This is a genomic window from Pseudoxanthomonas japonensis, from assembly GCF_010093445.1.
GTDB lineage: Bacteria > Pseudomonadota > Gammaproteobacteria > Xanthomonadales > Xanthomonadaceae > Pseudoxanthomonas_A > Pseudoxanthomonas_A japonensis.
Genome location: NZ_PDWW01000006.1, coordinates 1 through 15,066, shown reverse-complemented (window position 1 = coordinate 15,066; position 15,066 = coordinate 1). Strand labels below are relative to the sequence as shown.

The following is a 15,066-nucleotide window of genomic DNA, read 5'->3' as shown; positions in this document are numbered from 1 at the left end:
GTCCCCATGATCCTCCCCACTTCCCCCGACACTGTCCCCGATCCCGCGCACGACGACGACCGCGTGCCGGTGAAGACCGAGTACAAGTTCTCCCACGTCACCACCCAGCGTTACCTGCCCACGCCGGGCAAGGCGCCGGGCTGGCCGTTCGCCGACATCGGCCAGTGGAAGATCGACGCCAACGCCTCGGCCGACGATTGGGTGGCGGAGCTGAAGGACTGGCGCCGCGAACACCTCACCCGCATCGGCTACGACGACGCCAACTACCGTCGTCCGGAGCTGCAGTGGGCGCAGCGCAACTTCGTGCATGCGCAGGTGATGGTGGAGGATCGTTATCTCTACGATCCCGTCGCCGGCCGCTACACCGTCGACCGTTACCTCGACGATCTGGAAGCGCGTTTCGGCGGTCTCGACAGCGTGCTGCTGTGGTGCGTGTACCCCAACATCGGCGTGGACGACCGCAACCAGTTCGACTTCGCCCGCAGCCTGCCGGGCGGGCTGGACGCGCTGCGCGGCGCGGTCGACGATTTCCATCGCCGCGGCGTGCGCGTGTTCCTCACCACCATGCCCTGGGACAACGGCACCCGCGACGAGGGCGAGCCCGACTGGCAGGCCATCGCGAAGATCGTCGTCGCGGTCGGCGCCGACGGCATCAACGGCGACACCTACAACGGCGTGCCGCGCGCGTTCTTCGACGCCTGCGATGCGCTCGGCCATCCGGTGGTGGTGCAGCCGGAGTCCACGATCAGCGCCGAAGAGCACCTGATCTGGAACGTGCAGAGCTGGGGCAAGAAGGCGCCGAACGAGGTCGTGCCGCCGGTGGCCAAGTTCAAGTGGCTGGAACCGCGCCACATGATCAACTACGAGAACCGCTGGGGCCGCGACCGCAACCACGACCTGCAGTACATCTTCTTCAACGGCGTGGGTTACAACGCGTGGGAGAACGTGTGGGGCCTGTGGAACCAGCTGACCCCGCGCGACGCCGCCTCGCTGCGCCGCATCGCCGCGATCTACCGCCGCTTTCCGTCGCTGCCGGTCAGCCTGGACTGGCGTCCCTACGAGCGCACGCTGCAGGCGGGCATCTTCGCCAGCCGCTTCCCGGCCGACGACCGCACGCTGTGGACGCTGGTCAACCGTCACGAATACCCGATCGAAGGTGAGCAGCTCGCCGTACCGCACGTCGATGGCACGCGCTATCTCGACCTGTGGAACGGCACGCCGCTGCAGCCGCGGATCATCGATGGCCAGGCAATCCTCGAGACCACGCTGGAAGGCCGCGGCTTCGGTGCGTTGCTGGCGCTGCGCGACGGTGCGCAGGAAGCGGGGCTGGATGACTTCCTCGCGCAGATGGCGAAGGAAGCGGCGACACCGCTGGCCTCGCTGTCTGCCACGTGGACCGCGCTGCCGCAGACCCTGCAGCCGATCGCGCCGACCACGCCGCAGGCCGATGCGCCGGACGGCATGGTCACGATCCCCGCCAGCGAATTCCTGTTCGCGGTGCAGGGCATCGAGATCGAAGGGCAGGTGTGGGAAGGCGTGGACGTGCAGTTCCCGTGGGAACCCACCGCACGTCGCCATCACCGCCGCCGCATGCAGGTCGCGTCGTTCCACATCGATCGCCATCTGGTGACGAACGCGCAGTTCAAGGATTTCATCGACGCCACCGGCTACGCCCCGCAGGATGCGCAGCACTTCCTGCGCGACTGGCGCAATGGCGCGCCGCAACCAGGCTGGGACAACCGTCCGGTGACCTGGGTGTCGATCGAGGACGCGCGCGCCTATGCCGCGTGGGCCGGCAAGCGCCTGCCGCACGGGTGGGAGTGGCAGTACGCCGCGCAGGGTACCGACGGGCGTTTGTATCCGTGGGGCGATGCCTGGCGCGACGATGCGGCACCGCCGGTGTTCCGCGGCCGCGTGCTGCCGCCGCCGGCCGAGGTCGGCGCATATCCCGCCGGCGCCAGTCCGTTCGGCGTGATGGACCTGGTCGGCCATGTCTGGCAGTGGACGGACGAATTCCATGACGAGCACACGCGCGCCGCCATCGTGCGCGGTGGCAGCGATTACGAGCCGCGCACCTCGCACTGGTACTTCCCGCAGGCCAAGCGCCTGGACCAGCACGGCAAGCTGCTGCTGATGGCGCCTGGCAAGGACCGGTCCGGCCGCATCGGCTTCCGTTGCGTGGTGGATGCGGCGTGAGCGACATGAAGGTCACCCTGGGAGGCCTGCTCGGCGACGCGCTGGACGCGAATCGCCGCGGCCGCCTGTCGCACTTCATCACCGGCGCCGACAGCCCGGCCATTGCGCTGTTCTCGCCCGCGCACCGCGCGCAGAACATCGAGGGCGACTGGTATGGCGAGCATGCCGGCAAGTGGCTGTCCGCCGCCGCCCGCGCCTACGCCCGCAGCGGCGATGCGATACTCGGTGCGCACCTGCGCGAGGTCGCCGACTACCTGCTCTCCGTGCAGGAAGACGACGGCTACCTCGGCACCTATGCGCCCGAACGCCGCTTCACCCAGCCGCAGCCACCCAAACCACCCAGCTGGGACGGCGCACCGGCGCTGCGCACCTGGGACATGTGGGTGCATGCCTACCTGATCCTCGGTTTCGTCGAGACGGCACGCGCGCTCGACGATGAGCGCTACACGCAGGCCGCCGGCCGCATCGCCGACCTGTGCGCGCGCGCGTTGGCCGACGGCATCGACATCACCACGCTCGGCAACCACCACGGGATGTCGGCCACCGTGCTGATGGATGCCGCACTCGAGTTGTACGAGGAAGCCGGCGAGCCGCGCTTCCTCGCTTTGGCGCAGCAGGTATTCGCCCAGGCCAATGCGCATCCGGCGCTGCGCCTGCTGCCGGCCATCGAGGACGGTGCCGATGCCTCGGAGATCGCCACCGGCAAGGCCTACCAACTGCTGTGGAATCTGGTCGGCGTGGTCAAGCTGTGCCGCGCGACCGGCGACGCCACGCTGCGCCGCGCGATTGAAGCGATGTGGGAGAACATCCATCAGTACCACCTGACGCTCGGCGGCGGTCCATGGGGCGGGGTGGCGCACCGCTCGCGCGAGGTGTTCAACGCGCGCGGCACGTTCAGTCCGCTGGCCTATGTCGAAACCTGTTCGCTGCTGTCGTGGATCCAGTTCAACCGCGAGCTGCTGCGGCTGACCGGCGAAGCGCGCTACGCCGAGGAGATCGAGCGCACCGCCTACAACGACCTGCTCGGCGCATTCGCGCCCGACGGCGAGGACTGGTGCTACTACTCGTTCCCGAACGGGCGTCGCGTGCACACCACCTACTGGCGCTGCTGCAAGTCCAGCGGCGCGATGGCGCTGGAGGAACTGCCGTCGCTGGCTTACGCGCTGGATGGCGACACCGCCCGCGTGCAGCTGTACGGTCCGGGTGAAGCCCGCCTTTCGCATCCGGCGGCCGGCACGCTGGTACTGCGCCAGCACACCGGCTACCCGTTCGAAGGCGACATCTCGCTGGAAGTGCAGCCCGAACGCGAAGCGACCTTCGACCTGCGCCTGCGCATCCCGTCCTGGGCCGAGGGCGCCACCGTCGCGGTCAACGGCGAAGCGGTGCGCGTGCCGGTAATACCCGGCACGTTCGCGGCGATCCGCCGCCACTGGCGCGCTGGCGACCAGGTGCAGCTGCTGTTCCCGCTGCGGCCCGCGCTGCACCGGCAGGTGCTGCGCAACGTGCAGGAATCGCGCGCGCCGGACGGCTCCGCCGTGCATCAGCAGGTACTGGACCTGCACTACGTCGGCATGACGCGCGGGCCGCTGGTCTACGCCACCGAGCTGGTCGACGGCTTCAAGACCGAGGAGACCATCCGCCTGCCGGACGGGCCGCAGGACGACTGGCTGCAGGTGCTGCCGGTGGCCGACGACGGCGAAGGGCCGGGCATCACCCTGCAGCTCGGCTACCGGCCGCCGCTGCTGTTCTGGCCCTACTACCGCACCGGCGGTCGCGCGGACGGCGCCTGGCGCCTGACCTGGCTGTCGCTGCCGCCGGCATCATGACCACCGGCGCGCTCGCAAGAATTTGTGGCCGCAGAAACTACGGCGGCCGACTGTATCCGCTGCACCGCCTGCACCAGACTGGTTTCCGACCAGCAGGTGGCGGTTGAAGGAGCCTCTTCCCATGGACACTGCCTCTCCCTTCCGCGCCCCCCGGCGCCATGGCCCGGCCGGGCCGCTCAGCGGCGTCAAGGTGCTCGACCTGAGCGCCTACATCGCCGGTCCGTACGGCTGCACGCTACTGGCCGACCAGGGCGCCGACGTGGTCAAGGTCGAACCGCCGGATGGCGACAACCTGCGCCAGTACCCGTCCACGTTGGAGCAGGAAAGCCGCGCCTTCCTCGGTGTGAACCGCAGCAAGCAGGGCATCGTGCTGGACCTGAAGCAGGCGGCCGATCACGCCGCGCTGCTGCGGCTGGTGCGCGAGGCCGATGTGCTGGTGCACAACTTCCGTCCCAGCGTGCCGAAGCGGCTGGGCATCGATTTCGACAGCCTGTCGGTGATCAACCCGCGCCTGATCTACTGCGCGGTGACCGGCTACGGCGAGAGCGGGCCGATGAAGGACAAGGCCGGCTACGACCAGGTGCTGCAAACCATGACCGGCATGTGCACGCTGCAGGGCAAGCGCGGTGGCGCGCCTGAAATCATCTACGGCTCGGTGGTGGACTACTACGCCGCGGCGCTGCTCGCCGGCGGCGTGTCGTCGGCGCTGTACGAACGCGAGCGCAGCGGGCTGGGCCAGTTCGTCGGCGTCTCGCTGCTGCGCAGTGCGCTGACCATGCAGTCGGCGCGCATGATCTGGGCCGAGGGCGAGGCGCTCGACATCGGTCGGGACATGCGCTCGGGCGGCGTCACCGGCATCCATCCGGCGCGCGACGGCTATCTCTACCTGTCCGCCAATACCGCGCGCTTCTGGAAGGCGCTGTGCCGCCTGACCGGCCTGGACGCGCTGGCCGACGATCCGCGCTACGACACCGTGCGCAAACGTGCCGCGCACGCGGCCGAGATCGTCCCGCAGCTGCACGACGCGCTGCAGGCGCGCACCGCGGCGGAATGGGAAGCGCACTTCGGTGACGAAGTCCCGTGCGCGGCCGCGCGTCGCGTCGAGGACATGTTCGAACATCCGCAGGTGCTGGCGGAGGACATGGTGGCGGAGATCGCCCATCCCGTCGTCGGCAGCTACCGCGGCGTGACGCGCCCGATCGCCTTCGGCCGCACGCCGGGCCCGGCCCCGTTCGCCGCGCCCACCTTCGACCAGGACGCCGACCACGTGCTCGGCCGCAGCGGGAAGACGCGCGCCTCGGGTTGAACCCGGCCGCGCGTTTTACGCCGAATTTACGGCGCGCCTGCCGCAGCGCATAGCGGCTTTACGCGACCCGGGACCAGACTTTCGCGGTCGGCGGAACTCCTCCGCCTCGGATCGCATTCATGTCTTTCATCTCCTCCGTTTCGCGCAGGCACAGGCCTGCGTTCGTCGTTTTCTCCCTGGCTGCCTGCCTGCTGCTGGCGGTGGCATCGTCCGCCAGCGCTGCGACGCTCAGCGGGTCCGGTGCCCTCACCACCGACTACGTCTGGCGTGGCACCACGCAGACGCAGGGCGATCCGGCCGTGCAGGCCGGCTTCAGGGCCGCGGCTGAGAACGGCCTGTACGGATCCATCTGGGGTTCGAACGTCGAGTTCGCGCCCGAGACCAAGGCCAGCAGCGAGCTGGATTTCGCCGTCGGCTGGAGCGGCAACCTCGCCCAGGACTGGGCGCTCGACGTCAACCTGACCCACTACCGCTATCCGTCCACCACCGTCGACCTCAACTGGACCGAGGCCATCGGCACGCTGACCTGGAAGCAGAATTACTGGGCCCAGCTCGGCTACTCGAACGATGCGCTGGCGACCGATGAAGCCGGTGCCTACGCGCAGGTCGGCGCGAAGCTGCCGTTGAGCGAACAGGTCCGTCTGGAAGCCGCCGCCGGTTACTACTGGCTCGACGATGCCTACGACGACAGCTACGCGCATGCGCAACTGGGCGCCGTGTGGGCGTTCAAGGCACCGTTCGAACTGCGCTTGACCGCGCACGCGACGGACAGCAGCGCCAAGGCGCTGTTCCCGGGCCTGGCGGGTTCGCGCGTCGAAGCCGCCCTGCAAGCCTCGTTCTGAGCGCCGCCATGTTCACCGGCCTCCTGCACCTGTCGTTGTCGCTCGCCGGCGTGCTCGCCGGCGCCGGCCTGATGTTCCTGCTGATCACGCGGCGCGCACGTGCGCCGATGGACGACTTCCATGACTGAGTTCCTGTTCGTTTTCGCGCTCGCCATCGCGCTTGGCTGGCCACTGGGCCGCTACCTGGCTGCGGTGATGCGTGGTGCCCCGATGCGCGGCGACCGCCTGTTCGGCCTGGTCGAACGCCCCGTCTACCGCCTGCTCGGCGTCGATCCGGCGCAGGGCATGGGCTGGAAGGGCTACGCCAAGGCTTTCCTGCTCAGCAACCTGGTGCTGGGCGTGATCGTGTGGGTGGTCCTGATGACCCAGGCCTGGCTGCCGCTCAATCCGAACGACATCCCCAACATGCGCTGGGACCTGGCGCTGCACACGATGGTGTCGTTCCTCACCAACACCAACCAGCAGCATTACTCCGGCCAGGCGCAGCTGTCGTACCTGGCGCACGCCAGTGCGATCGTGGGCCTGCAGGTGATCACGCCGATGATGGGCCTGGCCCTGGTCGCCGCCACCTTGCGCGGCCTGTTCGGCGGGCGTGAGAAGAACGCCGCAACGACAACCGCCAACGGTGATGCCGATGTCGGCAACTATTGGGCCGACGTCATCCGTCCCGCTGTGCGCTTCCTGCTGCCGCTGTGCCTGGTGTGGTCGCTGGCACTGACCAGCCAGGGCGTGCCCGCCACCCTCGACGGTGGTCCGGTCGCCACGCCGATCGACAAGACCACAGAGATGGCCGAGCAGAAGATCCCGCTGGGCCCGGTCGCGCCGATGGTCGCCGTCAAGCAGCTCGGCACCAACGGCGGCGGCTGGTACGGCCCCAACAGCAGCGTGCCGCTGGAAAACCCCACGCCATTCTCCAACGTGCTGGAAACGCTGGCCATCATCCTGATCCCCGTCAGCATCGCCTTCATGGTCGGCAGCTTCACCGGGCGCCGGAAGTTCACCGCGCTCGTGTTCGGCACCATGCTGACCATGTCGGCGATCTCGACTGGCGCGGCCGTGTGGTCGGAGCGCTATTCGGCCACATCGAACGACATCGCGCTGATGGAGGGCAAGGAAGTCCGCTTCGGTGCCGCGCCGTCGGCGTTGTGGGGCGCACTGACCACGCAGACCTCGAACGGCTCGGTCAACGCGATGCATGATTCGCTGGCGCCGCTGACCGGCCTGGTGACGATCGGCAACATGCTGGTCAACAGCATCTGGGGCGGCATCGGCTGCGGCCTGCAGCAGTTCCTGGTCTACCTGCTGCTCAGCGTGTTCCTCGCCGGCCTGATGACCGGCCGCACACCGGAACTGTTCGGCCGCAAGATCGAAGCGCACGAGGTGAAGCTGCTCGCCGTGCTGGTGCTGCTGCAACCGCTGGCGCTGTTGGGGTTCACCGCGATCACCCTGGCCGTTCCATCGATTACCGGCAATTCGAATCCGGACTTCCACGGCATCAGCCAGGTGTTCTACGAGTACACCTCGGCGTTCGCCAACAACGGCTCCGGCTTCGAAGGCCTCGGCGACGCCACGACCTGGTGGAACCTCAGCGCCACGCTGATGCTGCTGCTCGGCCGCTATCCCGCGCTGATCATCCCGCTCGCCATCGCCGCGTCGCTGGCCCGCAAGCGCGTCGCACCCGACGGCGTCGGCACGCTGCAGATCGAAACCCCCACCTTCGCACTGACGCTGATCGCCGTGGTCGTCATCCTGACCCTGCTGCAGTTCATGCCCGTGCTGGTGCTCGGCCCCGTCGCCGACCACCTCGCGCTGATCGCGTCCTGAGGACTGTCGCCATGACCGATTCCACCCTTGTTTCCCACCGCCGCCCGGCCGCGCTGCTCGACAGCGCCGGCTTCCGTGCCGCCGTGCTCGCGTCCTTCACCAAACTCGCTCCGCACCACGCCTTCAGGAATCCCGTGATGGCCGTGGTCTGGCTGGGCACGCTGCTGACCGCCGGCCTGACCCTTGCCGGCACCGCCACGCCGGGCATCGGCTGGTCGGTGACCGCGCTGCTGTTCGTCACCGTGCTGTTCGCCAACTTCGCCGAGGCCGTCGCCGAAGCGCGTGGCCGTGGCCAGGCGGCGTCGCTGCGGCGCGCCCGCAAGGATCTCGTCGCGCGCCGCGTCGACACGCCGCTCGGTGGCAGCGAGCGGCGCCTGCCTGCGGCCGAGCTGAGGCCCGGCGACTACGTCATCGTGTCGGCGGGCGAACAGGTGCCTGCCGACGGCGAGATCGTCAAGGGCCTGGCGACGATCAACGAATCCGCCGTCACCGGCGAATCCGCGCCGGTGCTGCGCGAAGCCGGCACCGACCGCAGCGGCGTGATCGGCGGCACCCAGGTGCTGTCGGACGAGATCGTGGTGAAGATCACCGCCGAGCCCGGCCACAGCTTCCTCGACCGGATGATCGCGCTGGTCGAAGGCGCCAACCGGCAGAAGACGCCGAACGAGATCGCGCTGGGCCTGCTGCTGCTGACGATGACGCTGACGTTCCTGATCGTGGTCGTCACGCTGCCCTTCATCGCCGGCTTCGTCGGCGCGAAGCTCGATCCGCTGCTGCTGATCGCGCTGCTGGTCTGCCTCATCCCCACCACGATCGGCGGCCTGCTGCCGGCCATCGGCATCGCCGGCATGAACCGCGCGCTGGCCGCCAACGTGCTGGCCAAGTCGGGCAAGGCGGTGGAAGTGGCCGGCGACGTCGACGTGCTGCTGCTCGACAAGACCGGCACGATTACCCATGGCGACCGCCAGGCCACGCTGTTCCATCCGCTGGCCGGCATCGACCGCGAGCAACTGCGCGACGCGGCGATGCTCGCCTCGCTGGCCGATCCCACGCCGGAAGGCAAGTCGATCGTGAAGCTGGCGCGCGAGCAGGGCGCCGTGCTGGTGGAACCGCAGCATGCGCAGTTCATCGCCTTCACCGCGCAGACGCGCATGTCCGGCGTCGACCTGCCCGACGACAGTCGCGGCAGCATGCGCGGCATCCGCAAGGGCGCGGCCGATGCCATCGTGCAGCACGTCAGGACGCTGGGTGGCAGCGCGCCGGCCGAGCTCACGGCGCGCGTCGAACAGGTCGCCCGCAACGGCGCCACCCCGCTGGTCGTCAGCGATGGCAGCCATGTGCTCGGCGTGGTCGAACTGTCCGACGTGGTCAAGCACGGCATCAAGGAGAAGTTCGCGCACATGCGAGCGATGGGCATCCGCACGGTGATGATCACCGGCGACAACCCGTTGACGGCCGCCGCCATCGCCGCCGAAGCTGGCGTGGACGACTACATCGCCGAGGCGCGTCCCGAGGACAAGCTGGCGCGCATCCGCCAGGAACAGGCCGGTGGTCGCCTCGTAGCGATGGTCGGCGACGGCACCAACGACGCGCCCGCACTGGCGCAGGCCGACGTGGGCCTGGCGATGAACTCCGGCACGCAGGCGGCGAAGGAGGCCGGCAACATGGTCGACCTCGATTCCGACCCGGCCAAGCTGCTGGACGTGGTCGAGATCGGCAAGCAGCAGCTGATCACGCGTGGCGCGCTGACCACGTTCTCGCTGGCCAACGACGTGTCGAAGTACTTCGCCATCCTGCCGGCATTGTTCGCCGCGGCGATTCCTTCCATGGCCGCGCTCAACGTGATGCAGCTGTCCAGCCCGACCAACGCGGTGATCGCGGCGCTGATCTTCAACGCCGTCATCATCCCGCTGCTGATCCCGCTGGCGTTGCGCGGCGTGCGCTTCCGCCCGGCCGCCGCCACCGCGCTGCTGCGCCGGAACATGCTGGTCTACGGCGTCGGCGGCGTGCTGCTGCCGTTCGCCGCCATCAAGCTCATCGACCTGTTGCTGGCCGCCGTCACCGGCGCCTGAGGAGTTCCCATGAATGCTGTTTTGACTTCATCCACCAATGTCTGGCGCGCGTCGCTGATGCTCGCGCTGGTCACGCTGCTCGGATTCGGCCTGCTGTACTCGCTGGCCGCGACCGGCATCGGCGGCCTGCTGTTCCCCGCGCAGGCGAAAGGCAGCCTGATCGAACGCGACGGCCGGGTGATCGGCTCATCGCTGGTCGCGCAGCCGTTTGCCGATGATCGCTACTTCCAATCGCGACCGTCCGCCGCCGGCTACGACGTGATGGCGCTGGCCGGCAGCAACCAGGCGCGTACGAATCCCGACCTGCGTGCGCGCATCGATGAGGCACGCGCTGCTGTCGCCGCACGCGAGGGCGTGGCGCCGGCCGACGTGCCGGGCGATCTGGTCACCCAGTCCGGCGGCGGTATCGATCCGCATCTGTCACCGGAGGCGATCCGCATCCAGATCGCCCGCGTGGCGCGTGCGCGCGGCGTTGATGCGGCGGTGATCGAGCGCCTCGTCGCGGAACACTCGGAAGGCAAGCAGTTCGGCCTGTTCGGCGAACCGCGGGTCAACGTGCTGGAACTGAATCTGGCACTGGATGGCAAGAGTGGCGTCCCCTCGCCCCGCGTGCGGGGAGAGGGTGCCGAAGGCGGGTGAGGGGCGACGGCGCCGTGTTGATTCGGTAGTGCGTGATGCGTCGAGTGTTGGCAAGCGATCAGTCCATGCGTGGAAGCGACTCATGACCAGAAAGCACTCTCACTCCGCTCGCCCCTCATCCGCCCTCCGGGCACCTTCTCCCCGCAGGCGGGGAGAAGGAATCAAACATGCAGTGTCGAAGCGCGGTTCCCCTCGCCCCGCGTGCGGGGAGAGGGTGCCGAAGGCGGGTGAGGGGCAGACGGCGCCGTGTTGATTCGGTAGTGCGTGATGCGTCGAGTGTTGGCAAGCGATCAGTCCATACGTGGAAGCGACTCATGACCAGAAAGCACTCTCGCTCCGCTCGCCCACTCATCCGCACCCGTCTCAAGTACGGGGCAGGCTCTCCGGGCACCTTCTCCCCGCAGGCGGGGAGAAGGAATCAAACATGCAGTGTCGAAGCGCGGTTCCCCTCGCCCCGCGTGCGGGGCGAGGGTACCGAAGGCGGGTGAGGGGCAGACGGCGCCGCGGACTCGGAGATCGCGTGGTGGATCGAGTGTCACGGCACGACCGCGACCGATGGCGGAGCAGAACGCCTCGATGCCGAACCAGAAAGGTGCGCTGTCGAAGCAGATTTCCTCGCGAGCGAGGCTCAAAGGTGAGGCGACAAGGCAAAAAGCTTTGCGCGCAGACCTTTCAGGTGAGACGACAAAGCCAAAAGCCTCGCGAATGTGACGCTGTAGCTGAGATGACAAGGCTTTTTGCTTCGACGTCGAACCAGAAAGGTGCGCGAGCGAAGCGTTCAGGTGAGACGACAAGGCAAAAAGCCTTGCGGTCGAACCAGAAAGGGTCGCCGTCGATGCTGGTTGCTTCGCGCACGAGGCTTTTTGCCATGCCGTCGAGGCAATTTTCCTCGCCGACGCCGTTCCCGTCTTGGCGCCCCACCCGTTGCGCAGCGGTAGCGACGTCATGGCGGGCCATCCCACCCGCTCGACGTGACATGACAACAGGCAGAATATCCCCATGACCGACCCCCGCGACCGCCAGGCCGATGCCTTGATCGACCACCTGCAACGCGAGCAGGGCGGGCGGCTGACCATCTTCCTGGGCGCCGCGCCCGGCGTGGGCAAGACCTACACCATGTTGTCGCGCGCCCGCGAGCTGCGCCGGCAGGGCAGGGATGTCGTGGTCGGCATCGTCGAGACGCACGGCCGCGGCGAGACCGCGGCGCAAACCGAGGGGCTGGAGATCCTGCCGCGCCGCCGGGTGTCCTACCAGGGCCGCTGGCTGGACGAGATGGACCTGGACGCACTGCTGGCGCGCCGCCCGCAGATCGCGCTGGTCGACGAACTGGCCCATCGCAACGCGCCGGGCAGCCGGCACGAACGGCGCTGGCAGGACGTGATCGAACTGCTCGATGCCGGCATCGATGTCCACACGACCATCAACATCCAGCACCTGGAAAGCCTCAACGACGTCGTCCACCGCATCACCGGCGTGCGTGTCAGCGAGACCGTGCCGGATGCCGTGTTCGACCGCCTGCGCGACATCGTGCTGGTCGACCTGCCGCCGCGCGAGCTGATCGAGCGCCTGCACCAGGGCAAGGTCTACCTGCCCGAGCAGGCGGCACAGGCGCTGCAGGCGTTCTTCTCGCCGTCGAACCTGATCGCGCTGCGCGAGCTGGCGATGCAGACCGCCGCCGACCGCGTCGACAGCGACCTGCGCGAAGACCAGGCCGCGCGTGGCCTGCCCGGCCTGCCACTGCGGCGGCGCGTGCTGGTGGCGGTCGATGGGTTGGGGTCTTCCGAATATCTGGTGCGCGCCGCGCGCCGCATCGCCGAGCGCCGCGACGCGCCATGGAGCGTGGTGACGGTGCAGGCCGACGCGGTGGACGAGGCGCGCCAGCGCGAGATCGACCAGGCCTTCGCACTGGCGCGGCGGCTGGGCGCAGACACGGAGGTATTGCGCGGCACACGCATCGCCGACGCGCTGCTCGACCACGCCACCCAGAGCGGTGCGTCGACGCTGGTGCTGGGGCGCACGCGTGAGCGGCCGGTGGCGCGCATGTTCAACCGCACGCTGACGCAGCAGATCCTGCAGCGCGGCGCGCACTACGAGCTGGTCATCATCGGCACGCCGGAGGCGCGTGCGCGTGCACGCCGTGGCGATGCGGGCATCGGGCCCTGGCTGCGGCGGCACGAGCTCGCCTTCGCCGCCGTCGCCTCGCTGCTGTCGATCGGCGTGGCCTGGCTGGCCGAGCGGTGGATGGGGCTGGAAGACGTGTCGATGGTGTTCATCGTAGCGGTGGTGCTGGTGGCCGCACGCACGCGCATGACCGCCGCGGTGGTGGCCGCGCTGTTGAGCTTCCTGGCCTACAACTTCTTCTTCATCGAGCCGCGCTTCACCTTCAACATCAGCGCGCGCCAGGGCGTGACCACGGTGTTCCTGTTCCTGATCGCGGCGCTGGTGGCGGGACGGCTGGCCTCGCGCCTGCGGATGCAGGTGGTGGCGCTGCGTGCGGCCAACACGCAGGCGACCGCGTTGCAGGCATTGGGTCGCGAACTGGCCGTGGCCGCCGACCTGGGACAGGTGCTGGCCGCCGGCCGCAAGGCGCTGGCGCGTGCGCTGTCGGCCGAGGCGTGGCTGCGCGTGCAGGGGCGTGAGGAACCCGCCGATGCCGAGCTTGCCGACCTCGATCGTGCCGCCGCCGATTGGGCACAACAGCACGGGCAGGCGACCGGGCGCCATACCGACACGCTGGCCGGCGCGGGGCGCTGGTTCCTGCCGCTGCAGGGCGACCGCGGCACGCTGGGCGTGATCGGACTGCGCTTCGGCGACGCGTCCGCGCGGCTGCTGCCGGAGCAGCGGCGGCTGGCCGAAGCGATGGCCGAAGACATCGCGCAGGCGGTGGTGCGCACGCGCCTGGTCGCCGAACTGGAAGACGCGCGTGTCAGTGGCGAAACCGAGCGCCTGCGCTCCGCGCTGCTGTCGTCGGTATCGCACGACCTGCGTTCGCCGCTGGCCTCGATGATCGGCTCGGCCAGCAGCCTGGCCAGTTACTGGAACGCGATGGGCGAGGACGACCGCCGCAGCCTGCTGGACACCATCCAGCAGGAGGGCGAGCGGCTGGACCGCTACATCCAGAACCTGCTCGACATGACGCGCCTGGGCCACAGCGGGCTGACGCTCAACCGCGACTGGATCGGCGTGGATGAACTGCTCGGTTCGGCGGTCTCCCGCCTGCAGCGCTACCAGCCGGAGGTGCGCGTGCAGACCACGGTGGCGGCCGACGTGCCGCCGGTGTGGGTGCATCCGGCGCTGATCGAGCAGGCGGTGTTCAACGTGCTGGAGAACGCGGGCAAGTTCTCGCCGCCCGATGAACCCGTACAGGTCGAGGCGAAGCTCGTCGACGGCGCGCTGCGCATCGACGTGCGCGACCGCGGGCCGGGCATTCCGGAAGACGAACGCAGCCGCATCTTCGACATGTTCTACAGCGTGGAGCGCGGCGACCGTGGTCGCCACGGCACCGGCCTGGGACTGGCGATCTGCCAGGGCATGGTGGGCGCGCACGGCGGCAGCGTGCAGGCGCTGCCCGGGCCGGACGGGCGCGGCACGGTGATCCGGATTACCCTGCCGCTGCTCACGCCCACCCCGCAGGCTCCCGCTTGACCTACACCGCGCCACCGCCCACTGCGTCCGCTCCGCCGGCGCGCATCCTGGTGATCGACGACGAGCCGCAGATCCGACGCTTCCTCGACATCAGCCTGCGCGCGCAGGGCTATATCGTCGCGTTGGCGGACAGCGGCCGCGCCGGGCTGGCGGAACTGGCCGCGCACGGCGCCGACGTGGTGGTGCTGGACATCGGCCTGCCGGACCTGGATGGCCACGGCGTGCTGCGCGAGCTGCGGCAGTGGTCGCAGGTGCCGGTGATCATGCTGACCGTGCGCGATGGCGAGACCGAGAAGGTCGCCGCGCTGGACGGCGGCGCCAACGACTACGTCACCAAGCCGTTCGGCGTGCAGGAACTGATGGCGCGCATCCGCGGCCTGCTGCGCACGCGCATCGCCGCCAGTGACGCGGCCATGCCGCTGTTCGACGATGGCCACCTGCACGTGGACCTCGGCCGCCGCGAGGTGACGCTGGACGGCGAACCCGTCGCGCTGAGCCGCAAGGAATTCGCCCTGCTCGCCCTGCTGCTGCAACACCCGGGACGTGTGGTCACGCAACCGCAACTGCTGCGCGAACTGTGGGGCCCGAGCCACCAGGACGACACGCACTACCTGCGCATCCTCGTCGGCAAGCTGCGACAGAAGCTCGGCGATGACGCGACGGCGCCAAGGTATATCGCGACGGAGCCGGGGGTGGGATTGTGGTTTGTGGGGGTG

The 15,066-nt window shown here is 69.1% G+C and carries 10 protein-coding genes; 9 read left to right on the top strand and 1 reads right to left on the bottom strand.

Annotated features, from left to right (window positions below):
• Nucleotides 1–6: 6 nt before the first annotated feature.
• The 7 genes from CSC78_RS06445 to kdpC all read left to right on the top strand — a co-directional run bounded on the left by CSC78_RS06445 (nt 7) and on the right by kdpC (nt 10,705).
• Complete coding sequence (locus tag CSC78_RS06445) at nt 7–2,196, top strand: SUMF1/EgtB/PvdO family nonheme iron enzyme (protein ID WP_162337088.1); 2,190 nt, start codon at nt 7–9, stop codon at nt 2,194–2,196.
• Nucleotides 2,197–2,201: 5 nt separating this feature from the next.
• Entirely contained in the window at nt 2,202–4,022 is a 1,821-nt protein-coding gene (locus tag CSC78_RS06440) for a glycoside hydrolase family 127 protein (RefSeq protein ID WP_162337211.1), read from the top strand.
• A gap of 121 nt (nt 4,023–4,143) precedes the next feature.
• The gene (locus CSC78_RS06435) at nt 4,144–5,328 is read left to right on the top strand and encodes a CaiB/BaiF CoA transferase family protein (protein WP_162337087.1); all 1,185 of its coding nucleotides are present in this window, start codon (nt 4,144–4,146) and stop codon (nt 5,326–5,328) included.
• Between the two features lie 119 nt (nt 5,329–5,447).
• On the top strand, nt 5,448–6,170 hold the full coding sequence (locus tag CSC78_RS06430) for a TorF family putative porin (RefSeq protein WP_162337086.1): 723 nt from the start codon (nt 5,448–5,450) through the stop codon (nt 6,168–6,170).
• A gap of 120 nt (nt 6,171–6,290) precedes the next feature.
• Entirely contained in the window at nt 6,291–7,994 is a 1,704-nt protein-coding gene (kdpA, locus tag CSC78_RS06425) for a potassium-transporting ATPase subunit KdpA (RefSeq protein ID WP_162337085.1), read from the top strand.
• Between the two features lie 11 nt (nt 7,995–8,005).
• On the top strand, nt 8,006–10,066 hold the full coding sequence (gene kdpB / locus CSC78_RS06420; RefSeq protein ID WP_162337084.1) for a potassium-transporting ATPase subunit KdpB: 2,061 nt from the start codon (nt 8,006–8,008) through the stop codon (nt 10,064–10,066).
• A gap of 9 nt (nt 10,067–10,075) precedes the next feature.
• Entirely contained in the window at nt 10,076–10,705 is a 630-nt protein-coding gene (gene kdpC / locus CSC78_RS06415; protein ID WP_162337083.1) for a potassium-transporting ATPase subunit KdpC, read from the top strand.
• 672 nt (nt 10,706–11,377) lie between these two features.
• On the opposite strand, the gene CSC78_RS06410 is transcribed toward kdpC, so the two are convergent.
• Nucleotides 11,378–11,662, bottom strand: a complete 285-nt coding sequence (locus tag CSC78_RS06410; protein WP_162337082.1) for a hypothetical protein — start codon at nt 11,660–11,662, stop codon at nt 11,378–11,380.
• A gap of 42 nt (nt 11,663–11,704) precedes the next feature.
• On the opposite strand from CSC78_RS06410, the gene CSC78_RS06405 reads away from it, so the two are divergent.
• Complete coding sequence (locus CSC78_RS06405) at nt 11,705–14,350, top strand: sensor histidine kinase (protein WP_162337081.1); 2,646 nt, start codon at nt 11,705–11,707, stop codon at nt 14,348–14,350.
• Nucleotides 14,347–15,066: response regulator (locus tag CSC78_RS06400; RefSeq protein ID WP_162337080.1), on the top strand; the 720-nt coding region annotated here is incomplete at its 3' end. The genes CSC78_RS06405 and CSC78_RS06400, both read left to right, overlap by 4 nt.

Excerpts from the sequence above, each read along its gene's own strand:
- CSC78_RS06440 (WP_162337211.1), top strand. The coding sequence starts at position 2,202 with ATGAAGGTCACCCTGGGAGGCCTGCTCGGCGACGCGCTGGACGCGAAT.
- kdpA (WP_162337085.1), top strand. The coding sequence starts at position 6,291 with ATGACTGAGTTCCTGTTCGTTTTCGCGCTCGCCATCGCGCTTGGCTGG.
- kdpB (WP_162337084.1), top strand. The coding sequence starts at position 8,006 with ATGACCGATTCCACCCTTGTTTCCCACCGCCGCCCGGCCGCGCTGCTC.
- CSC78_RS06410 (WP_162337082.1), bottom strand. The coding sequence starts at position 11,662 with ATGGCCCGCCATGACGTCGCTACCGCTGCGCAACGGGTGGGGCGCCAA.
- CSC78_RS06445 (WP_162337088.1), top strand. The coding sequence starts at position 7 with ATGATCCTCCCCACTTCCCCCGACACTGTCCCCGATCCCGCGCACGAC.
- CSC78_RS06430 (WP_162337086.1), top strand. The coding sequence starts at position 5,448 with ATGTCTTTCATCTCCTCCGTTTCGCGCAGGCACAGGCCTGCGTTCGTC.
- CSC78_RS06405 (WP_162337081.1), top strand. The coding sequence starts at position 11,705 with ATGACCGACCCCCGCGACCGCCAGGCCGATGCCTTGATCGACCACCTG.
- kdpC (WP_162337083.1), top strand. The coding sequence starts at position 10,076 with ATGAATGCTGTTTTGACTTCATCCACCAATGTCTGGCGCGCGTCGCTG.
- CSC78_RS06435 (WP_162337087.1), top strand. The coding sequence starts at position 4,144 with ATGGACACTGCCTCTCCCTTCCGCGCCCCCCGGCGCCATGGCCCGGCC.